This is a genomic window from Streptomyces ipomoeae 91-03, assembly GCF_000317595.1.
GTDB classification, from domain to species: domain Bacteria; phylum Actinomycetota; class Actinomycetes; order Streptomycetales; family Streptomycetaceae; genus Streptomyces; species Streptomyces ipomoeae.
On the sequence record NZ_AEJC01000458.1, the window covers coordinates 1 to 20,736 of the forward strand.

18 protein-coding genes are annotated in these 20,736 nt (G+C 69.7%); 13 read left to right on the forward strand and 5 right to left on the reverse strand.

The genetic code is table 11. The features are described from left to right. Positions 1–213: 213 nt before the first annotated feature. From STRIP9103_RS29995 to STRIP9103_RS30015, 5 genes are all read left to right on the forward strand, one after another. Positions 214–1,110, forward strand: coding sequence for a helix-turn-helix domain-containing protein (locus STRIP9103_RS29995; RefSeq protein WP_048821250.1), 897 nt, complete (start codon positions 214–216; stop codon positions 1,108–1,110). A gap of 255 nt (positions 1,111–1,365) precedes the next feature. Further along, positions 1,366–1,638 carry a hypothetical protein gene (locus STRIP9103_RS30000; RefSeq protein WP_009326716.1) on the forward strand — a complete coding sequence of 91 codons (273 nt, stop codon included), beginning with the start codon at positions 1,366–1,368 and terminating at the stop codon, positions 1,636–1,638. Positions 1,639–1,971: 333 nt separating this feature from the next. Further along, on the forward strand, positions 1,972–2,631 hold the full coding sequence (locus STRIP9103_RS30005) for a YceI family protein (RefSeq protein WP_048821251.1): 660 nt from the start codon (positions 1,972–1,974) through the stop codon (positions 2,629–2,631). Between the two features lie 138 nt (positions 2,632–2,769). Further along, a complete protein-coding gene (locus STRIP9103_RS30010; RefSeq protein ID WP_009326725.1) occupies positions 2,770–3,297 on the forward strand; it encodes a hypothetical protein in 528 nt (175 codons plus the stop codon). A 345-nt stretch (positions 3,298–3,642) separates the two neighbouring features. Further along, positions 3,643–5,352 (forward strand): RNA polymerase sigma factor, encoded by a 1,710-nt coding sequence (locus STRIP9103_RS30015; protein ID WP_048821252.1) that lies wholly within the window; start codon positions 3,643–3,645, stop codon positions 5,350–5,352. A gap of 133 nt (positions 5,353–5,485) precedes the next feature. On the opposite strand, the gene STRIP9103_RS30020 is transcribed toward STRIP9103_RS30015, so the two are convergent. Then, positions 5,486–6,178, reverse strand: coding sequence for a glycerophosphodiester phosphodiesterase (locus STRIP9103_RS30020; RefSeq protein WP_048821256.1), 693 nt, complete (start codon positions 6,176–6,178; stop codon positions 5,486–5,488). Positions 6,179–6,353: 175 nt separating this feature from the next. Beyond that, positions 6,354–7,421 carry an adenosine deaminase gene (locus tag STRIP9103_RS30025; protein ID WP_009326713.1) on the reverse strand — a complete coding sequence of 356 codons (1,068 nt, stop codon included), beginning with the start codon at positions 7,419–7,421 and terminating at the stop codon, positions 6,354–6,356. 1,007 nt (positions 7,422–8,428) lie between these two features. Between STRIP9103_RS30025 and STRIP9103_RS52095 the strand changes: the two genes are divergently transcribed. Then, complete coding sequence (locus STRIP9103_RS52095) at positions 8,429–9,172, forward strand: DUF4190 domain-containing protein (protein WP_009326735.1); 744 nt, start codon at positions 8,429–8,431, stop codon at positions 9,170–9,172. A gap of 115 nt (positions 9,173–9,287) precedes the next feature. Here the strand turns inward: STRIP9103_RS52095 and STRIP9103_RS30035 are convergent, their stop codons facing one another. Then, a complete protein-coding gene (locus STRIP9103_RS30035; RefSeq protein ID WP_181800534.1) occupies positions 9,288–9,860 on the reverse strand; it encodes an NADAR family protein in 573 nt (190 codons plus the stop codon). Positions 9,861–10,072: 212 nt separating this feature from the next. Here STRIP9103_RS30035 and STRIP9103_RS30040 point away from each other — a divergent pair, with 212 nt between their 5' ends. From STRIP9103_RS30040 to STRIP9103_RS30070, 7 genes are all read left to right on the forward strand, one after another. After that, entirely contained in the window at positions 10,073–11,608 is a 1,536-nt protein-coding gene (locus STRIP9103_RS30040; protein ID WP_009326715.1) for a gamma-aminobutyraldehyde dehydrogenase, read from the forward strand. A gap of 97 nt (positions 11,609–11,705) precedes the next feature. Further along, positions 11,706–12,950, forward strand: a complete 1,245-nt coding sequence (locus STRIP9103_RS30045) for a polyamine ABC transporter substrate-binding protein (RefSeq protein WP_009326727.1) — start codon at positions 11,706–11,708, stop codon at positions 12,948–12,950. An 8-nt stretch (positions 12,951–12,958) separates the two neighbouring features. Continuing rightward, positions 12,959–14,128: an ABC transporter ATP-binding protein gene (locus tag STRIP9103_RS30050; protein WP_048821254.1), complete on the forward strand. Its 1,170-nt coding sequence runs from the start codon at positions 12,959–12,961 to the stop codon at positions 14,126–14,128. Continuing rightward, positions 14,128–15,057, forward strand: coding sequence for an ABC transporter permease (locus STRIP9103_RS30055; protein WP_009326730.1), 930 nt, complete (start codon positions 14,128–14,130; stop codon positions 15,055–15,057). The genes STRIP9103_RS30050 and STRIP9103_RS30055 overlap by 1 nt, the downstream gene beginning before the upstream one ends. Next, positions 15,058–15,858: an ABC transporter permease gene (locus tag STRIP9103_RS30060; RefSeq protein WP_009326723.1), complete on the forward strand. Its 801-nt coding sequence runs from the start codon at positions 15,058–15,060 to the stop codon at positions 15,856–15,858. It begins immediately after the preceding gene. Positions 15,859–15,915: 57 nt separating this feature from the next. Further along, positions 15,916–17,367 (forward strand): NAD(P)/FAD-dependent oxidoreductase, encoded by a 1,452-nt coding sequence (locus STRIP9103_RS30065; RefSeq protein WP_009326714.1) that lies wholly within the window; start codon positions 15,916–15,918, stop codon positions 17,365–17,367. A gap of 235 nt (positions 17,368–17,602) precedes the next feature. Next, positions 17,603–18,055 (forward strand): hypothetical protein, encoded by a 453-nt coding sequence (locus STRIP9103_RS30070; protein WP_009326717.1) that lies wholly within the window; start codon positions 17,603–17,605, stop codon positions 18,053–18,055. Between the two features lie 39 nt (positions 18,056–18,094). On the opposite strand, the gene STRIP9103_RS30075 is transcribed toward STRIP9103_RS30070, so the two are convergent. Together STRIP9103_RS30075 and gabT are read right to left on the reverse strand one after the other, a co-directional pair. Then, complete coding sequence (locus STRIP9103_RS30075; RefSeq protein WP_009326732.1) at positions 18,095–18,787, reverse strand: phosphatase PAP2 family protein; 693 nt, start codon at positions 18,785–18,787, stop codon at positions 18,095–18,097. A gap of 417 nt (positions 18,788–19,204) precedes the next feature. Next, the gene (gene gabT, locus STRIP9103_RS30080) at positions 19,205–20,539 is read right to left on the reverse strand and encodes a 4-aminobutyrate--2-oxoglutarate transaminase (RefSeq protein ID WP_009326728.1); all 1,335 of its coding nucleotides are present in this window, start codon (positions 20,537–20,539) and stop codon (positions 19,205–19,207) included. Between the last annotated feature and the right edge of the window lie 197 nt (positions 20,540–20,736).

The following is a 20,736-nucleotide window of genomic DNA, read 5'->3' on the forward strand; positions in this document are numbered from 1 at the left end:
CCCCTCCAGGGGCTGCACCGTCTGCACGTCAACTTTGCGTTGTCGCCGGTGGGTTGGGTGCGGTGGCGTCGGTACTGTGGAGTGCGCGGAACGATCGACTGCTACACCGGACGGCCGGCAAGAGTGCGACGGAGCTGCCAGGCGGTTTGCTCGGGGCGGTCCCTTGGGGGTGAGGGGAGCAGCCTCTTGGTGGTTCATGGCGGACGTGGCGGCATGGCTGGTGTCGGCGCGGTCGAGATCGCGCGGATCGGTGGTCTGTGGCGGGTCACGCGGCCCTGGCATCCGGGGTTGCGGCCGTTCCTGCGCAGTTACGTCGGCTATTGGGAAGCGGTGACCTCGCCGTACGAGGCACAGTTGGTGCCGACCGGCTGCGCGACCCTGCTGCTCAGTCTCGCGGAGCCGTTTTCGCAGGTCCGGCGGTTGGGCCTACCGGGCGGGAGCAGCGGGAGCATCGGGTCGCTGGTGGTGGGGCTGGAGGACCGGCCCGCGATCTGTGTGCATCCCGGCGGTCAGGAGGCGATCCGGGTCGAGTTCACACCGCTGGGCGCCTATCGGCTGTTCGGCATGCCGATGAGCGAGTTGACGAACCTGGCCATCGAGATCCGGGACGTTCTGGGACCCGAAGCCGGGGAGCTGGTGGAGCGGCTGGCGTCCACCCGGGACTGGGCGGCCAGGTTCGATCTGCTGGACGCGGCGTTGCTCGCCCGGCTCGGGCGCGGTCCGGAGCCCACGCCCGAGGTCGGCCATGCCTGGCGACTGCTCGCCGACAGCGCGGGGGCGACCCCGATCGCTCGCATCGCCGCCGAAGTGGGGTGGAGCCAGGGGTATCTGATCCGGCGGTTCACCCAGCAGATCGGGCTGACGCCCAAGGCCTCCGCCCGGGTGCTGCGCTTCCGTCACGCCGTCGCCATGCTCAACCGAGGGGTCGCGAGTCTGACCGAGATCTCGACGGCCTGCGGCTTCTACGACCAGGCGCATCTCAACCGCGAGTTCCGGGCCATCGCCGGTATCACACCTGGACGGATACTGGCCTCTCGCCGGGTGGAAGGGGCACTGGCTCTCTCGGCGAGTGCAAATTCGTCCAAGACCGGGCCGACCGTCGGCGGATAGCGTCCCCGCGTGTACAACCGCCGGCCGGTCGGGCGGCGCGGGGGACCGTCCGACCGGTCCGGGCAAGCCCGGTTCGAGGACCAGGAGACGCAGAGGGCGTAGGGGACGCCGCGTGGTGGGATGCCACGCATGGTCAAGGGCAACCGGCGACACCTTCGGCGGCATCCGCGACCGCGAGATCGGTGGCGGTGCGTCATTCGGACACCGCTGGTCCTGGTGAACGGCCAGGGCAGCTTCACTGACTCAGGAACCAAGTTGACCGACAACGGCGTACGGCCGTACCGGAGTTCACCCGGGCCGTACAACGGCGTCTCCCCGGAGCAGCGGGCCGCCCGGGAGACGAGGGGCAAGCGCTCCATCGAGTTCGGTGCGGCCTGGCTCATCGGGGGCCTGCTCGTCACCGTCATCACCCACGAGCAGGCTCAGGGTGCGGTCGTGTACGTCGTGACCTGGGGGCCGACGCTCTACGGCATCTTCCGGATCGTCTCCGGCTGCCAACTCCTCAGCAGGAGCCGGGAGTCGCGGTGAGTGCCGTGCGATACCGAACCGACGATCTTGCGTCTACGGCTCGATCGCTGTGCGGAACAGCTCGTCACCGTGGTGCGGCATGCGGCCCGCGGCGCTCATGGCTGGACTGTTTTCCCGCACGACCCCACCCCTGGGCCTCGCCCACCCCACACGGCGAACACAGGGCCGAACGCGACGACGAAGGCCGAGTCGCACGCAAGAAGGCGATTCTTACCGCTTTTTCGGGCCTCATACATGTGTCTGCCGAATCGCAGGGGGAATTCGTGGCGACCGTGTGCGCGGCTCTTGAAGAACACTTGCGGCAATTTCTCTTGTGCCGTAGTTACGTGAAACATGAACCTGTTCAACCGTGCTGCGACCCTGCGCCGCCCGGCTCCCCCCACCGCCCCCCAACTCCCCCACGACCCCTCGGCTTTGGCCCCCTCCGGCCCGCCGAATCCCGCCCTCGCGGCGCTGACCGGCGAATGGATCATCGACCAGGCGCACAGCCGTATCGGATTCTCCGTCCGCCATGCCCTGGTGACGACCGTGCGCGGCGCTTTCACCGAATACCAGAGCCGGCTCTATTTCGACGGCCGCGATCCGTCCCGCTCCCGGGCCGAGATCGTCATCTCCACCGCGTCCGTGGACAGCGGTGTGGAACAACGCGACGCCCACCTCGTCGGCCGGGACTTCCTGGACGCCGCCACCCATCCCCGTATGCGCTTCGTCAGTACGGCGGTCCGCGTCGTTGGCAACGATGTCTATCGCATGACCGGCGACCTCACCATCAAGAACATCACCCGCCCCGTCGATCTCGAACTCACCTACATCGGCCATGTCTCCGACCCCTTCGGCTGCGAGCGAGTCGGATTCGACGGGACGACCACCATCAATCGCTCCGAGTGGGGCCTGACCTACAACGCGAGACTCGCGGAGGGCGGCGCCATGGTGAGCGAGAAGGTGCGCCTCCAGTTCGACATCGCCGCCATCCGCTCGATGCCCGGCGGCTGACGACGCGTCAACAGCGGCGGGGCCCACCTGTTCGGTGGGCCCCTGACTGTTTTCCGGCCGCGTCCCGCCGGGCGACCCCGTACCGCGACCGGCGACCCTGCTTTTGAACGTGTTCAACAGGGGGCGTACGCTCCGATCATGAGCGACAGAGCCGCCCTGGTGAAGGGCATCCGCGCATGGCTGGTCTTCTTCGTCGTCTGTCTGGTGCTGAGCGGCGCCACGGCCTTCCCGCTGGTCCATGAGCTGCGCTGGACCGAGGAGTTGCTGCGTTCCCTGTCGATGGGGGAGTACCTGCCCGGGCTCATGGAATGGATCGAGCGGGCGCGGGCCGGGCTGGACGAGGCCGACGGCGAGTATCCGTTCCTGCTCTACGGCACCGACTGGCTGGCCTTCGCCCACCTTGTGATCGCGGTGGCCTTCTACGGGCCGTATCGCGACCCGGTCCGCAACATCTGGGTCGTCGAGTTCGGCATGATCGCCTGCGCCGGGATCGTCCCGCTGGCCCTTGTCTGCGGCCCGATCCGGGGCATCCCCTTCTGGTGGTCGGTGATCGACATGTCGTTCGGCGTGTTCGGGGTGATTCCGCTGTATGTGGTGTGGAAGCGGATCAAGAAGCTTGAGGCGATGACGCCGGCCGGGACGCCGGCTGTGGCGGCCGTCGACTGAGATCACTGTCGGTTGGGAGTCGCTGGTGGCTGAGGGGTGGTGTCGACTGAGGGGCGCTGTCGGCTGAGGCGCGGTCCGTGTCGCGTCGTGCGGATCGGTCGAAAAAACTGTTATCCCCGCTGCTCTCGTCCCGTCTCCTCGGGCAACCCCTGTCCCCCCACGCACAGGAGTGAGCCGTATGAGTCGTATGGGATTTACGGGATTTGCGGGATGTATAGGTTGTCCGGGGCGTACGGGCAGTGTGATCTCCGCCTCGCGGATTCCCCACCTCACATGGATGGCTGAGAAGGTACGGAAAACAGCCAAGTGATCAGGGTGAGCCCAGCGGGACCGGAGGGAACGTACGTGGACGGGCGGCAGTGGCGCTCCACCATCGCGGCCGCGCAGGCGGGCGACCGGCGCGCCCTCGACGAGCTGGTCGAGGGCTGGTTGCCGCTCGTCTACAACATCGTCGGCCGCGCCCTCAACGGCCACGCCGATGTCGACGACGTCGTACAGGAGACGATGCTGCGCGCCGTCGACAACCTCGACACGCTGCGTGATCCGGACAGTTTCCGGTCATGGCTGGTCGCCATCGCGATGCGGCAGATACGGGACCGGGCGCGCCGGCGCACGACCGACCGACTCGGCGAGGAAAGCGATCCGCACGGTGCCGCCGACTTCGCCGAACTGACCGTTCTGCGACTGCAGTTGGAGGGTCAGCGGCGGGAGGTCGCGGAAGCGGTCCGCTGGCTCGACGACGAGGACCGGCAGCTGCTGTCCCTGTGGTGGCTGGAGGTCGCCGGCGAACTCACCCGGCGCGAGCTCGCCGCCGCGGTCGGCATCAGCCGGCAGCACGCCGCCGTGCGGGTGCAGCGGATGAAGGCCCGGCTGGAGACCGCGCGCGGCATCGTCCGGGCCCTCGACTCCTCCTGCGGGGACCTCGACCGGGTGACCGCCCGCTGGAACGGGCGGCCCGACTCGGTGTGGCGCAAGCGCATCGCCCGGCACATCCGCGGCTGCGCCCACTGCGACGGCCGTGGCGGCGCCGACGAGGTCGTCGTCCCCGCCGAACGACTCCTCGTCGGGATCGCCCTGGTCCCGATCCCCGTCGGCTTCACGCTGTCGCTGGCGTTCGGGGGCAAGACGGCGGTGGCCGCGACGGCGACGGCCGCGGCAGCCGCCTCGGCCTCGTCCTCGATGGGCTGGTCCGCGAAGGTGCTGGGCGCGCTCACCAAGCCCGCCGTCGCGGTGACGGCGGGCGCGACCATCGTCGCCGGGGGCGCGTACGTGGTGACGACCCCGGACGAGCGACCGCCGCAGGCGGCACCCACGGCGGCCAGCACGGCCCGCCCACCGGCCGCACCCGCGCCGGCCCCCGGCTCCCCGTCGCGCTCCGCCTCGCCCTCGCCCCCGGCGTCCCCCTCACCGTCCTCGTCGAAGAAGTCCGACCTGTACGGCAGCGTCGTCGACGCCGTGGATCGGGCCCCCGACCCGAACACCCCGCCCGGCGCGCTTCCGCACCGCCCCGAGACCACCGTCACCAGCACCGGTGGCGCGCGGACGGTGATGAACCACCGCGGCGACAACGTCACCTTCACCGGCAAGGGCTACATCCTCGTCCGCTGGCAGATCTCACCCCAGTACCGCCCGGGCGCCCTCGTCATGCCCGCCTGGACCGGTCTCAAGGGCAAGCTCTTCCACGTGGCCTCCGGCGGGGGGCGCCGCATGGACGACCCGACGTCCGCAGACGGCAGGACGACCGGCATGGGAGGTCCGGACACCGGCTACACCGTCCTTCCCGACGGCGCCCAGCAGATGTGGCAGAACGAGTACTTCTACCTCGACGGCACCGTCACCCTCACCCAGAACGAGCGCGGCGCCGACTACGGCATCACCGTCGCCCCCACCACCTGGACCGCCGTCACCGAAGACATCACCTACGGCCCCACCCAGGGCGCCATCCGGTACGGCCTGGTCCGCGACAACGGCAAGGACACGGCGCCGGTACCGCAGTACGTCACGAGGGGGAGGCCGGCCGACGCGGCCACGGTGGCCCAGCGGTCGGAGGTATAGGGGAGTTGGGGGACGCCTGAGAGCTCGGGGCGCGTGGTGGGTTGGCGGCTGCGGGTTGGGATGTGGCTGGTCGCGCAGTTCCCCGCGCTTCTTGCGGGACGCGACCTCGCTGACTTTGTCCGGTGGTTCCGGCCTACCCGGCGCCGGCGCCCCGCAGCGCGCACAACGCGTCGATGCGGTTCGTGGTGATCGAGTCGACGCCCATGTCGAGCAGCCGCCGCATGGACCGACGGGTGTCGGGCGTCCAGACGGACAACAGGTAGCCGTCACGGTGGACGCGGTCCGCCAGGCCGTGGCTCATCAAACCGAACCGGTAGTTCAGCCAGCGCGGCCGGATGGCGTCGAGAAGGGCGGGCCGAGGCGGCGCGAGGGTCTTCCACGTGAGGGCGATCTCGGCGGTGGGCGAGGCCGCCCGCACCGCGAGCATGGTGTCCGGCCCGGCGCTGTAGTACACCCGCTCCTCGGCTCCGCACTCCCGAACGACGTCCACGATCCGACGCACCGCCCGACGATCGGCCGCCCCCGGCAGATCGACCATGACCCGGCTGCCCTCGGTGACCCCCAGCGCGTCGACCAACGTAGGCACCCCGGCACCCGTGAGCCCCCGCACCTCGGCCGCGGACAACGCGGCCAGCGGCCGGTCCAGCTCCCACAACCGGTTCAGCGTCGAGTCATGGAGTAGGACGGGCACCCCGTCACGAGTCGTCCGTACATCGAACTCGACCGCGTCCGCTCCCAGTTCGAGCGCACACCGCAGGGAGTCGAGGGTGTTCTCACGGTGCCGGTACGGGGCACCGCGATGAGCCACGGCTGTCACGGCACGCATGGAGCCGACAGGGCCGACAGGGCCGACAGATCCGACGGAACCGGCGGAGCCGACGGAGTCGATCGCGCTGGTCGGACTGATGGCACTCGTACGGCTCACTGGGCTCATGGGGCTCATTGCGGGTCCACGGGGTCGATCCGGGGCGGGGCGGCGGTGAGAGTCGGGTTCGACAGGGTCAGGGGATGAGCCAGGCCGAGGTGTAGGCGTCGATCTCGGCGGCCAGACGCGTCTTGTCGGGCTCGTCGAGGAACGACGCCTCGACCGCGTTCTTCGCGAGCGCGGCCAACCCCTGCTCATCGAGGTCGAGAAGGCGCGCGGCGACGGCGTACTCGTTGTTGAGGTCCGTCCCGAACATCGGCGGGTCGTCGGAGTTGATGGTGACCAGGACCCCGGCCTGCACGAAGTCCTTGATCGGATGCTCGTCGAGGGTACGGACCGCGCGCGTGGCGATGTTCGACGTCGGGCAGACCTCCAGGGCGATCCGGTGCTCGGCGAGGTGGGCGAGCAGCTTCGGGTCCTGGGCCGAACTCGTACCGTGCCCGATGCGCTCCGCACGCAGTTCGTTGAGCGCGTCCCAGACCGTCTCCGGCCCGGTCGTCTCACCGGCGTGCGGCACCGACCGCAGCCCGGCCGCGATCGCCCGGTCGAAGTACGGCTTGAACTGCGGCCTCGGTACGCCGATCTCCGGCCCGCCGAGCCCGAACGACACCAGCCCCTCCGGCCGTATCCGGTCGTCGGTCGCGAGCCGCGTCGTCTCCTCGGCCGCCGTGAGCCCGGCCTCGCCGGGGATGTCGAAGCACCAGCGCAGTATGGTCCCGAACTCGGCCTCCGCCGCCTTGCGCGCGTCCTCGATCGCCGCCATGAAGGCCAGCTCGTCGATACCGCGACGGGTGGAGGAGAACGGCGTGATCGTCAGCTCGGCGTACCGCACCTGCTGCCGGGCCAGGTCCCGCGCCACCTCGAACGTCAGCAGCCGGACGTCCTCCGGGGTGCGGATCAGGTCGACGACGGACAGATACACCTGGATGAAGTGCGCGAAGTCCGTGAACGTGAAGTAGTCCGCGAGTGCCTCGGGGTCCGTCGGCACCTTGGAGTCGGGGTGACGGGCTGCCAGTTCGGCGACGATACGGGGGGAGGCGGAGCCGACGTGGTGCACATGCAGCTCGGCCTTGGGCAGGCCGGCGATGAACTGGTGCAGATCACGGGCGCCGGAGGCGCCGGGCGCGGTGCGGTTGTCGGTCAAGGTTCCTCCCCGGAACTGCGTCCGCTCCGGGGCGTGGTCGTCGCCGGGGGACGCGGGTGATCGGCTGATCGATGACTCGGCTCATCGTATGCGGTGGTCCGGGCGATGAACCCTGGGCCGTAGCATGACCGAACGTACGCCTGAACACGTACGACGGAAGCAACGCCAGGAATGGCGAAGAACGGCACGGAGGGGCCCCGAGCATGTCGTCCGACGAGACCCAGAGCCCACCGACGCCGACCGCCCCCGAGCCCGCCCCTTGGGCATCCCCACAGGACCGCGTCCCGCCTTCGTCCACGACGGCCGACGCGGCTTCGGAACCCAGGGACGCAGAGCCGGCGTCCGAAGGCGCGGCGCCGAAGCCCGAGGACGCGAGGCCAGAGGACGCGAGGCCAGAGGCGGACGACGCGATACCGGAGCCCCAGGCCACGCTTCCGACAGCCGAGGTCGTGCTGGGCAAGCCGACCGGACCCGCTGAGGCCACGCGTGCCGGGGGGACCGCCGCCGGGGCGAGGGAGTCTGTCGGGGCCGATGAGCCGGTCAGGTCCGCCTGGAGGACTCCGGAGCCCGAGGACGCTGCCCCTGTCGCGAAGGTCGCCCTGGACAAACCCATCGGGACGGCCGGAGCCGCTGCCGGGGCCGGCGAGGTTGCGGGGTCCGCCGAGTCCGGTGCGCCCGCCGGGCCCGGTACGCCCCCCGGGTCCGCCCCCGCCCACACACTGGCCGCCGGGGACACATGGGCCGCTCCCGCCGACGCGTCGACGTCGAACTCCACGCCGACCGACCGGCCGGTGCCGGGCTCCACCCCGACGCCGCCCTCTGTCCATGACCAGCAGACGGTCACCGCCATATCGGGCGCGGACGCCACCGCACCGGTGCCGTCCGCCGTGAGCACTCCGGCACCTCCCCAGACCCCCGCATCACCCCAGACTTCCGCGACGCCCCAGCCCGGGGCCGCACCCGATCCCTTTGCGGTCCCGGGAGGCCCGGAGTCCACTCCCACTCCCGTGGTCGCCACCTCTCCCGCCCCTCATCCGTTCGCCCCGCCCGGAGGGCATCAGCTGTCCGGCACCCAGCAGGCGCCGATCCCCGGCAATCCGTTCGCGCCCCCAGCCGGCGCTCAGGCGCCGACCCCAGGCTCCGGCAATCCCTTCGCCCCGCCCGCCGCCGACGCCGCCTTCCCGCCGCCCGCAGGCGGCGCCCCCTTCGCCGCCCCTGCCCCGAACGCCCCCTACGCTCAGCAGCCCATCCACGGTTCCCCCGGCGCCCCCGTCCCGCCCCCGCCGATCAGCCCCGACGGCCCGTGGCAGGTGCCGTACGGCTATCCCCTGCACCCCGGCCACCACGCCCCCGGCTACGGCTGGCCCGGGCTGAAGCCTCCGCCGAGCAACGGCATGGGGATCGCCTCGCTGGTGCTCGGGATCTGCGCCGCGGTGCTGTTCTGTCTGTGGCCGGTGGCGATTGTGGGGGGTGTGCTGGCCGTGATCTTCGGATTCATCGGCCGGGCCAAGGCGCGCCGGGGCGAGGCGACGAACCCGGGGCACGCCCTGGCGGGGCTCATCTGCGGAGCGATCGGCGTCCTTCTGGGCGTCGGCTTCATCGTCCTCCTCATCATGGCCTCGGACAGCAGCCCCGACGGCTCGGACACCGACCCCTTCGACGACGGCTACTCCACGTCCCTGTCCCTGGTGCTGTCCCCCGAAGACGCGACCTCACCCGCCGCCGACCCCACCGGCACCTCCCCGCGTTAGGCCGCACCAACGCCAACCACTTGCACTCGACCCACTCCGTCGCCGTCCCCCCAGGCGGCGACACCCCTCACCAGCGCCTCCGCCCAAGCACCGGCTTAGGCACCGGCACCCTCGCCTAAGCTTCCGCCTCCACCCCCGTCGCCAACCGCTCCCGCGCCGCCATCAATGCGAAGCCCAGCAGATTGGGGCCCCGCCAGAGCTCGGGGTTCATGGCGCGCTCGTCGTCCGCCGCGAGGCCGATGCCCCAGACCCGGTCGAGGGGGCTGGCCTCGACCAGTACCCGGTTCCCCGTACCGAGAAGGAACGCCCGCAGGTCGGGGTGGGCGGCGAACTTGTGGACGCTGCCCTCGACGACGATCCCGAAGCGCTCCCGCTCCCATATGGACTCGTCGAAACCGCGCACGAGCCGGCCGATCTTCTTGGCCTGTGCGGGGCTCGATGCCGCGACGGCCTTCCGCTCGGCCTCCGTGTCCCCGAACAGGCGGGCCTTCGACGCCATCATCCAGTGCTCGGCCGTCGCGTACTCCACCCCGTCCACCGTGAACGGCGACGGCCACCACTGACTCAGACAGCTCGCGCCCACCTGGCCGTCGGGCCGCGGCCGGTGCCCCCAGAAGTGCAGGTACTTGACCCTTGCCCCCGACCGGACCTCCCTGATCAGGGCGTCCCAAGAATCGATCTTCAGCATGCCGACGAGTCTGGCACCCGCCACTGACAATCCGTCCCTGGTTTATCGCCCCGAGTGGACACCAGGTCGACAGATTCCGTCGCGTAACCAAAAGGCAACAACGGAATCACTTGTTGATACCCCATGGCTCTGTCAGGATCGGCACTCAAATCGAGCTGGAGCTACGTCACCCACCTTCGGGGACAAGGGGGGCGCCGGCGGAGGAAAGCGACATGCAGAACCCGGGTACCGCCACCCCGGACCGATTCCCCGCGCAGGAACGCTTCGCGGACGGCGCGCAGTACCTCGCCGGCCGCCTGACGAAAGGTACGTCCGGCCGCACCCACGCCGTGGTCGACCCGGCCACCGGCGAGGACGTGTACACGTACGAGCTCGCCGGGACGGACGACGTCGACGCCGCCGTGGCCGCCGCCCGCGAGGCCTTCCCGGGCTGGGCCGCCACCACGCCCGGCGAGCGTTCCGACGCGCTGCACCGCCTCGCCGCCGTCCTCGCCGAGCGGGCGGAGGAGTTCGCGCGGGCCGCGTCCCTGCAGTGCGGGAAGCCGCTCAAGCTCACCCGCGAGTTCGACGTACCGGGGACCGTCGACAACACGGCCTTCTTCGCCGGTGCCGCCCGCCATCTCCAGGGCCAGTCGGCGGGCGAGTACTCCGGCGACCACACCTCGTACGTACGCCGCGAGCCCATCGGGGTCGTCGGCTCCATCGCGCCCTGGAACTATCCGCTCCAGATGGCCGCCTGGAAGATCCTCCCGGCGATCGCCGCGGGCAACACGATCGTCCTGAAGCCCGCCGAACTCACCCCGCTCACCTCGCTGCTCTTCGCGCGGGCCGCGACCGACGCCGGGATTCCCGACGGTGTGATCAACATCGTCACCGGTACCGGCAAGGAGGCCGGTGAGCATCTCGTCGGGCACCCGGACGTGGCCATGACCTCCTTCACCGGGTCCACGGCCGTCGGCAAGCGGGTCGCGGAGATCGCCACCGCCACCGTCAAGCGGATCCATCTGGAGCTGGGCGGCAAGGCGCCCTTCGTCGTCTTCGACGACGCGGACCTGGAGGCCGCCGTCAACGGCGCGGTCGCGGGGGCCCTCATCAACACGGGGCAGGACTGCACGGCCGCCACGCGCGCGTACGTGCAGCGTCCCCTCTTCGAGGAGTTCGTCACGAAGACGGCCGCCCTCATGGAGACCGTCCGGCTGGGGGATCCCTTCGCCGCCGGAACCGACCTCGGGCCGCTGATCTCGCACGTCCAGCGCGACCGGGTCGCCGGGTTCGTCGAGCGGGCACGCGCGTACGCGCGCGTGGTCACCGGCGGGGAAGCGCCCCAGGGGGAGCTCGGCAGCGGCGCGTACTACCGGCCGACGCTCATCGCGGACGCGCCCCAGGACAGCGAGATCGTCCAGTCGGAGATCTTCGGCCCGGTCCTGGTCGTCCTGCCCTTCGACAGCGACGACGAGGGCATCCGGCTGGCCAACGACACACCGTACGGGCTCGCGGCCTCGGCCTGGAGCCGGGACGTCTACCGGGCGGGCCGGGCGACCCGGGAGATCAGGGCCGGGTGCGTCTGGGTCAACGACCACATCCCGATCATCAGCGAGATGCCGCACGGCGGCTACCGGGCATCAGGCTTCGGCAAGGACATGTCCATGTACTCGTTCGAGGAGTACACCCAGATCAAGCACGTCATGTTCGACAATACGGCGCTGGTCCGGAAGGACTGGCACCGCACGATCTTCGGGGACCGATAGTCAGCCCGGGGTACCGGCTGCCCGACCGCCGGCCGGTACCCCACCACCTCCCGACGGGCCACCCCCCGAAAGGGCACTCCCGAAAGGCACCAAGCGCATGCAGCAGTACGAGCCCGACCGCCTGTCCCCGGCCCAGGTGGCCGCCATGCGGCGCAGCCTCACCAGCGGCAGGGCCGCCCTCAGCCGCGGTTCGCTGCTGCGCGCCGGAGCGGGCGGCGCCCTCGCCGTCGGTGGGCTCGGGGCGCTGAGCGCCTGCGGCATCCCCCCGGCGAAGAACACCTCCGGTGTCTCCTCGGAGGACCACTCGGCCGAGGAGAAGGAGGTCGACTTCTCCAACTGGACCGAGTACATGGACGTCGACGACAGCGGCAAACGCCACCCGAGCCTGGATCAGTTCACCGCGCGGACCGGCATCAAGGTCAAGTACACCGAGGACATCAACGACAACGTCGAGTTCTTCGGGAAGATCAAGCCGCAGCTCGCGGCCGGTCAGGACACCGGGCGCGACCTGATCTGCGTCACCGACTGGCTGGCGGCCCGGCTGATCCGCTTCGGATGGGTCCAGAAACTGGACGCGTCCCATCTGCCGCACGCCTATCTGAACCTCGCCCAGCAGTTCCGCAGCCCCGACTGGGACCCGGGGCGCGCCTACTCGTACCCCTGGCAGGGCATCTCGACCGTCATCGCCTACAACAAGAAGGCGCTCGACGGCGAGGAGGTCAGGTCGGTCTCCGACATGCTCGACAACCCCAAGCTCAAGGGACGTGTCGGCTTCCTCTCCGAGATGCGCGACAGCATCGGGATGACGCTGCTGGACATGGGCAAGGACCCGGCGAAGTTCACCGACGACGACTACGACGCCGCGATCGCCCGCCTCCAGAAGGCCGTCGACAAGGGGCAGATCCGCCGCTTCACCGGCAACGACTACACCTCGGACCTCACCAAGGGCGACTTCGCGGCCTGTATCGCCTGGGCCGGTGACGTCGTGCAACTCAAGGCCGACAGTCCGGACGTCGACTTCGTCATCCCCGACAGCGGCTACATGACGTCGACCGACAATCTGCTGATCCCCAACAAGGCCCGGCACAAGACCAACGCCGAACGGCTCATCGACTACTACTACGAGCCGAAGCCGGCCGCCGAACTCGCCGCGTACATCAACTACGTGTGCCCCGTCGACGGGGTCAAGGCGGAACTGGCCAAGATCGACCCGGACGCGGCGAACAACCCGCTGATCATCCCCGACGCGGCCATGGCAGCCAAGTCCCACGCCTTCCGCTCCCTCACCCAGAAGGAAGAGACGGCGTACGAAGAGAAGTTCGCAAAGCTGACAGGGGCGTGACGAGGACGATGAAGACGACAGAGAACGGCAGCGGGGACGTCCGCCTCTCCGGTATCGGCAAGACCTACGGCTCCTTCACCGCCGTGCATCCGCTCGATCTGATCGTGCCGGAAGGTTCCTTCTTCGCTCTGCTCGGGGCCTCCGGGTGCGGCAAGACCACCACCCTGCGCATGATCGCCGGGCTGGAGGAACCTTCCTGCGGGACCGTGTCGCTCGGCGACCAGGACGTGACGCGTCTGCCGCCGTACAAGAGGCCGGTGAACACGGTGTTCCAGTCGTACGCGCTCTTCCCGCACCTCGACATCTTCGAGAACGTCGCCTTCGGTCTGCGCCGGCGCGGCATCAAAAGTGTGAGGAAACAGGTCGAGGAGATGCTGGAGCTGGTCCAGCTCGGCGAGCAGGCCCGCAAGAAGCCGCATCAGCTGTCGGGCGGCCAGCAGCAGCGCGTGGCCCTAGCCCGCGCGCTCATCAACCACCCCAAGGTGCTTCTCCTGGACGAGCCCCTCGGCGCCCTCGACCTCAAGCTGCGCCGCCAGATGCAGCTGGAGCTGAAGCGCATCCAGACCGAGGTCGGCATCACGTTCATCCATGTCACGCACGACCAGGAGGAGGCCATGACCATGGCCGACACGGTCGCCGTGATGAACGCCGGCCGCGTCGAGCAACTCGGCTCCCCGACCGACCTGTACGAGAACCCGCGGACGACGTTCGTCGCCAACTTCCTCGGCACCTCCAACCTCATCGAGGCCGAGGTCGACTCCACAAGCGGCGAGGACATCGTGCTGAAGGCGGGCGACGGCAAGCTCGTCCTGCCCGAGGCGCGGTGCGGCGCGCCCGCTCGCACCGGCGGCAAGGTCCTCGTCGGCGTACGCCCCGAGAAGATCGCCCTCACGCACGCGGACGACGCCGGGGAGATCCCCGTCGGCCGCAACCGCATCACCGGGAAGATCGCCGCCACGAGCTTCATCGGTGTCTCCACGCAGTACGTGATCGACAGCTCCGTCTGCCCCGAGTTCGAGGTGTACGTCCAGAACATCGACCGTGACGCCCGACTCGTCCCCGGCGCCGAGGTCGTCCTGCACTGGAGCCCGGCCCACACCTTCGGCCTGGACGCGGCCCAGTCCCTGCTTGCGGGGACAGCGGGCTCCGCCGACGTCGAAGAGGGGGCGGCCGTCTGATGTCGACGCTCACGGAGGCGCCCCCGCCCCTCGCGCCCACCGCCCCCGCGGCGAAGCCGCCGCGCAGGAGGGGCCGCTGGACGCCGTATCTGCTGCTCGCGCCAGGCCTGATCTGGCTGCTGGTGTTCTTCGCGATGCCGATGATCTACCAGGCCTCCACGTCCGTGCAGACGGGCTCGCTGGAGGAGGGCTACAAGGTCACCTGGCACTTCGCGACCTACTGGGACGCGCTGAGCGAGTACTACCCGCAGTTCCTGCGCTCGGTCCTGTACGCGGGGTCGGCGACGATCCTGTGTCTGCTGCTCGGCTATCCGCTGGCGTATCTGATCGCGTTCCGCGCGGGGCGCCGGCGCAATCTGATCCTGATCCTGGTGATCGCGCCGTTCTTCACCAGCTTCCTGATCCGTACGCTCGCCTGGAAGACGATCCTGTCGGACGGCGGCCCGGTCGTCGGCGCCCTCGACTCGCTGCACGTCCTGGACGTCACCAGCTGGCTCGGCCTGACGACCGGCGACCGCGTGCTGGCCACCCCGCTCGCGGTGGTCTGCGGCCTCACGTACAACTTCCTGCCGTTCATGATCCTGCCGCTCTACACCTCGCTGGAACGCATCGACGGGCGGCTGCACGAGGCGGCCGGTGACCTGTACGCCAAGCCGTTCACCACCTTCCGCAAGGTCACGTTCCCGCTGTCGATGCCCGGTGTCGTCTCCGGCACGCTGCTGACGTTCATCCCGGCGAGCGGTGACTACGTGAACGCCGAACTCCTCGGCTCCACCAACACCCAGATGATCGGAAACGTCATCCAGAGCCAGTTCCTGCGGATCCTCGACTACCCGACGGCGGCGGCGCTTTCGTTCATTCTCATGGCCGCGATCCTCATCATGGTCACGGTCTACATCCGTAAGTCGGGGACGGAGGATCTGGTTTAAATGGCCCTCGTCAACTGGCTCAAGCGTCATCTCGTCGTCATGGCCGGACTTCTGACACTCGGATATCTGCTGCTGCCGAACATCGTGGTCACGGTCTTCTCCTTCAACCAACCGAAGGGCCGTTTCAACTACGAGTGGCAGAAGTTCTCCACGGGCGCCTGGACCGACCCGTGCGGAGTGGCCGACCTGTGCGGCTCGCTCACGCTCAGCCTCCAGATCGCGGCCTGGGCGACGCTCGGCGCGACCGTGCTCGGCACGATGATCGCCTTCGCGCTGGTGCGGTACCGCTTCCGCGCCCGGGGCGCCGTCAACTCGCTGATCTTCCTGCCCATGGCGATGCCCGAGGTCGTGATGGCCGCCTCACTGCTCACCCTTTTCCTCAACATGGGCGCACAGTTGGGTTTCTGGACGATCCTGATCGCCCACATCATGTTCTGCCTCAGCTTCGTCGTGGTCGCCGTCAAGGCGCGCGTGATGTCGATGGACCCCAGGCTGGAGGAGGCCGCGCGGGATCTGTACGCCGGTCCCGTCCAGACCTTCCTCCGGGTCACCCTGCCGATCGCCGCCCCGGGAATCGCGGCGGGCGCGCTGCTCGCCTTCGCGCTCTCCTTCGACGATTTCATCATCACCAATTTCAACGCGGGCTCGACCGTCACCTTCCCCATGTTCGTCTGGGGTTCGGCACAGCGCGGAACGCCCGTGCAGATCAATGTCATCGGTACGGCCATGTTCCTCGTCGCCGTGCTGTTCGTGGTGGCCGGAATGGCCATCGGAAACCGCAGAAAGCGACAGAAGGCATAAGGCCTCTCAGAAGGCATGACGCCTCTCATCCGGATATCGCTGTAGGGAGTTGAAATCATGGCCCCAAGCGCCATGCTCTTCAATTCTGGGGGCAACACCCCCAGACCCCCTGGTTGGACAAAATCCCTCTCCGACGCACAGCCGGTCCCGTACTGGCTCGAAGACCCCGGCAAGCCCCACCCCGAGCCCGCGCTCACCGGCGCCGAGACCTGCGACCTGCTGGTCGTCGGCGGCGGCTACAGCGGACTGTGGACCGCGCTGATCGCCAAGGAGCGCGACCCGCGACGGGATGTCGTCCTGCTGGAAGGCCGCGAGGTGGGCTGGGCCGCCTCCGGCCGCAACGGCGGCTTCTGCGCCGCCTCGGTCACCCATGGCCTGGCCAACGGCCTCGCCCGCTGGCCGCACGAGATCCACAAACTCCAGGAGCTGGGCGCCCGCAACCTCGACGAGATCGAGGCGGCCGTCGCCCGGCACGGCCTCGACTGCGACTTCGAACGCACCGGTGAGATCGACGTCGCCACCGAGACCTACCAGGCATGGCAACTGCGCGACTGGTACGAGGAGATCGAACGCAGGGGCCTCGCCGACGGCCTCGAGTTCCTGGACGCCGACGCGGTCCGCGAACAGGTCGCCTCACCCACCTTCGAGGCGGGCCTGCACGACCGCCGCGGCGTGGCCATGCTGCACCCCGCCAAACTCGCCTGGGGCCTGAAGCGGGCCTGTCTCGAGCTCGGCGTCCGCGTCTACGAGCACACCTCCGCGCTGACCCTGAAGGCGTACGGCGTCGGCATGGCCGTCCGCACCCCGTACGGCAGCGTCAGGGCCCGCCAGATCGCGCTCGGCACCAACATCTTCCCGAACCTGGTCAGGCGTGTCCGGGCGTACACCGTCCCCGTCTACGACTACGCCCTGATGACCGAGCCGCTGACCGCCGAACAACTGGCCTCCATCGGCTGGAAGGGCCGCCAGGGCCTCGGCGACAGCGCCAACCAGTTCCACTACTTCCGGCTCAGCGCCGACAACCGCGTCCTCTGGGGCGGCTACGACGCGATCTACCCGTACGGCGGTCGCGTGCGCGCCGAGTACGACGACCGGCCGGAGACGTACGCCAAGCTCGCCGGGCACTTCTTCACCTGCTTCCCGCAGCTGGAGGGCGTCCGCTTCACCCACGCCTGGGGCGGCGCGATCGACACCTGCTCGCGCTTCTCGGCGTTCTTCGGCACCGCCCACCACGGCAAGGTGGCGTACGCGGCCGGATACACGGGTCTCGGCGTGGGCGCCACCCGGTTCGGCGCGGAGGTCATGCTCGACCTGCTCGCGGGGGAGCGCACGGAGCGCACCGAACTGGAGATGGTCCGCAAGAAGCCGCTGCCGTTCCCACCGGAGCCGTTCGCCTGGACCGGTATCGCGCTCACCAAGTGGTCCCTGGCCCGCGCCGACTCCCACGCCGGCCAGCGCAACCTGTGGCTGAAGGCCATGGACCGGCTGGGCCTGGGGTTCGACAGCTGACGCCCGCCCGGCGTGCGAACCGGTGCGTGGAAGCACGCGTGATCAATGGGCGTACGCCCTGCGCCGACGAACATACGCCCTGCGCCGACCGGCGTACGCCCTGCTCGGCGGCCGTCCTCCGATTCACCACCAATAAGTAAGGGGAACCCGCGTAATGCTCCGCCCGAACCCCTGTCTGTGCTCCTGACGCGAAAACCGCGTCCATGGGAGCTCTACAGAGAGGAAGGTCCCTGTCATGACTGGGGCCAAGACGGCGGTCGAGTGGCTGGCATCCGTATCACCGGATCCCGAGGCGTGCCGCTGGGAGTGGGAACGCAACCCCCTGGGGGTCGCCCTTCTCCCGGCGGGCAGGGCCTGGGACGTCCTGATCCTGCCGGGCGAACTCGGCTACCCCACACTCGACGTCCTGACCCGCATCATCGACCGGCCCGGACCCGTGCTCGTCGACTTCGGCGACGACCGCATGGGTTTCTTCGTGCCGCCGGGTACGGCGTCCCGCTGGCTCGGCACCGGGGTGCGCAGCGTGGGCCGCGGCACCTGGATCGTGGTGCCGTACCCCGGCCGGCAGACCGGCGGCGTCCGCTGGCTGATCCCCCCGGACGGCACCGGCACCCTCACCGACCCGGCACTCCTCGAACTCGCGATGCACGAGGCGGCGGCGACCCTGGCCCGGGACGAGGACCGCTAGCCGAGGCACTGCCGTGTGCCGACCGCCATGACGCGGACATCAACCGGATCGACGACCCGGCCGGAACCACAGTGACCACAGTGAGGAGAGCAGCATCGCGCACACGCACCAGCTCGCCACCACGTCGAGCGGCCAGTGGTAGCCCTGGCGCACCAGGCCGAAGCCGACGCCGAGGTTGACCACGAGGGCGATGACGACGACCGCGCGGCGTACGAGGGCGCCGCGCAGCCAGGGCAGCAGCGACAGGACGGCGGCGCCGTACGCGATCGCGGCGGTCGCCGTGTGGCCGGACGGGTAGAAACCGGTGCCCGGGCCCATGACCGGGGGGCCCGACCGGGCGACGAGTTCCTTCAGCGGGACGACCCAGAGCGGTACGGCGGCCATCAGGAGTGCCGCGACGACGGGCGCCCGCCACCAGTGGTCTCTACCGGTGGCACGCGCACGCCATCCGACATACGTCAGTACGACCGCCAGGACCGGGACGGCGACCGCGATGCTGCCGAGATCGGCGAGGAACTGGGTGGGAGCGCCCCGGTGGACCAGGGCATCGCTGAGGCGTTCGTCCGCGCGGGCCAGTGGTCCGTGGGCGACGACCTGCCAGGTGATCAGCGCGAAGAGGAGGGCCGGGGGGCCTAGAAGGAGGGAAGCGGCGCGACGGCCGGAGAGGATGGTCGGCCACCCCCGAACAGGGGGGGTGGTTCGGGGGTGGCCGTCCGGATCGGTGTGCCGCACGCCCCGGGGGGTTTGGGGCGGGCGGCCATCCGATCGGTGAGGAGATCCGGAGCCGGAAGCTCCGGGTGTGTGCGCGAGGGCACGACCAGGGCGAAGCTGGGGAGGCCCCGACCTGGGTTCGCCCACAGTCCCCTGTGGGCGGGGTGTATCTCTCATCTGGGTTAGAACTTACGACAGGGGGTGCCGTGACGACAGGTGGAATCGCGAGCCGTCATGCACCTTGCACACCTTCTTCACGTGCTCTGACGCTCGTCCACAGGAACCGGAATCCGGGCGGGATTCCGGTTCCGGGAACCGTGGGACGTCGGAGGCGGATGGGGGATTCCGTATGCACGGCGGCCGGATGCCGGCTCACCACACGGACTCACAGCTCACCACACGGACTCACCGCGGACTCGGACGTACTTTGTCGCGGACTCAGATGCGGGTGAACGCCTGCTCGAGGATGTCCAGGCCCTCGTTCAGGAGGTCGTCGCCGATGACGAGCGGCGGGAGGAAGCGCAGCACGTTGCCGTAGGTGCCACAGGTCAGGACCAGCAGGCCCTCCTGGTGACAGGCCTTCGCCAGCGCGGCGGTCGCCTCCGGGGCGGGCTCCTTGGTCGTACGGTCCTTGACCAGTTCGATGGCGATCATGGCGCCGCGACCGCGGACGTCGCCGATGACGTCGAACTTCTCGGCCATGGCGGTGAGCCGGGCCTTCATCGTCGCCTCGATCGACTTGGCGCGGGCGTTGAGGTCCAGCTCCTTCATCGTCTCGATCGAGCCGAGGGCGCCCGCGCAGGCGACCGGGTTGCCGCCGTACGTACCGCCCAGGCCACCCGCGTGCGCGGCGTCCATGATCTCCGCGCGGCCGGTGACGGCGGCGAGCGGGAGACCTCCGGCGATGCCCTTGGCGGTGGTGATCAGGTCCGGGACGATGCCCTCGTCCTCGCACGCGAACCACTGCCCCGTACGGCAGAAGCCGGACTGGATCTCGTCGGCGACGAAGACGATGCCGTGGTCGGAGGCGAACTTCCGGACGGCCGGGAGGAAGCCCTTGGCCGGCTCGATGAAGCCGCCCTCGCCGAGCACCGGCTCGATGATGATCGCGGCCACGTTCTCCGGGCCGACCTGCTTGGTGATCTGGTCGATGGCCTGCGCGGCGGCCTCCGGGCCCGCGTTCTCCGGGCCGGTCGGCCAGCGGTAGCCGTAGGCGACCGGCACGCGGTACACCTCGGGCGCGAACGGACCGAAGCCGTGCTTGTACGGCATGTTCTTGGCCGTCAGCGCCATCGTGAGGTTGGTCCGGCCGTGGTACCCGTGGTCGAACACGACCACGGCCTGCCGCTTGGTGTACGCACGCGCGATCTTCACGGCGTTCTCGACGGCCTCGGCGCCGGAGTTGAACAGCGCGGACTTCTTGGCGTGGTCGCCGGGGGTCAGCTCGGCGAGGGCCTCGGCGACCGCCACGTACCCCTCGTACGGCGTGACCATGAAACAGGTGTGCGTGAAGTCCTGGAGCTGGGCGGAGGCCCGGCGTACGACGGCCTCGGCGGAGGCGCCGACGCTGGTCACGGCGATGCCGGAACCGAAGTCGATCAGCCGGTTGCCGTCGACGTCCTCGATGATGCCGCCGCCCGCGCGCGCGGTGAACACCGGCAGCACGGAGCCCACGCCCTGCGCGACCGCCGCGACCCTGCGGGCCTGCAGCTCCTGCGACTTCGGACCGGGGATGGCGGTGACGACGCGGCGCTCCTGGGGAAGTGCGCTCATGTGGGGCTCCTGGGGGTTGCACGGACGGATGACGGGGTGCCCGGATCTCGCGTATCTCACGGCCGCGTACCTTCTCTTGCGGACGTGTGCCTTTCTTTTCTCGCAGGCTAGGACCGGGGAGGAGTCGTGGGCATGCTCCATGTGGGCGTTGTCGGCGACGCGGCTTGTCCTCGGTGGACATGGCGCGTTGCCGGAGG

Bases quoted from the DNA above. Each gene is read 5' to 3' on its own strand.
- STRIP9103_RS29995 (WP_048821250.1), top strand. From the start codon at position 214: ATGGCTGGTGTCGGCGCGGTCGAGATCGCGCGGATCGGTGGTCTGTGG.
- STRIP9103_RS30005 (WP_048821251.1), top strand. From the start codon at position 1,972: ATGAACCTGTTCAACCGTGCTGCGACCCTGCGCCGCCCGGCTCCCCCC.
- STRIP9103_RS30010 (WP_009326725.1), top strand. From the start codon at position 2,770: ATGAGCGACAGAGCCGCCCTGGTGAAGGGCATCCGCGCATGGCTGGTC.
- STRIP9103_RS30020 (WP_048821256.1), bottom strand. From the start codon at position 6,178: ATGCGTGCCGTGACAGCCGTGGCTCATCGCGGTGCCCCGTACCGGCAC.
- STRIP9103_RS30035 (WP_181800534.1), bottom strand. From the start codon at position 9,860: ATGCTGAAGATCGATTCTTGGGACGCCCTGATCAGGGAGGTCCGGTCG.
- STRIP9103_RS30040 (WP_009326715.1), top strand. From the start codon at position 10,073: ATGCAGAACCCGGGTACCGCCACCCCGGACCGATTCCCCGCGCAGGAA.
- STRIP9103_RS30045 (WP_009326727.1), top strand. From the start codon at position 11,706: ATGCAGCAGTACGAGCCCGACCGCCTGTCCCCGGCCCAGGTGGCCGCC.
- STRIP9103_RS30050 (WP_048821254.1), top strand. From the start codon at position 12,959: ATGAAGACGACAGAGAACGGCAGCGGGGACGTCCGCCTCTCCGGTATC.
- STRIP9103_RS30055 (WP_009326730.1), top strand. From the start codon at position 14,128: ATGTCGACGCTCACGGAGGCGCCCCCGCCCCTCGCGCCCACCGCCCCC.
- STRIP9103_RS30060 (WP_009326723.1), top strand. From the start codon at position 15,058: ATGGCCCTCGTCAACTGGCTCAAGCGTCATCTCGTCGTCATGGCCGGA.
- STRIP9103_RS30065 (WP_009326714.1), top strand. From the start codon at position 15,916: ATGGCCCCAAGCGCCATGCTCTTCAATTCTGGGGGCAACACCCCCAGA.
- STRIP9103_RS30070 (WP_009326717.1), top strand. From the start codon at position 17,603: ATGACTGGGGCCAAGACGGCGGTCGAGTGGCTGGCATCCGTATCACCG.
- gabT (WP_009326728.1), bottom strand. From the start codon at position 20,539: ATGAGCGCACTTCCCCAGGAGCGCCGCGTCGTCACCGCCATCCCCGGT.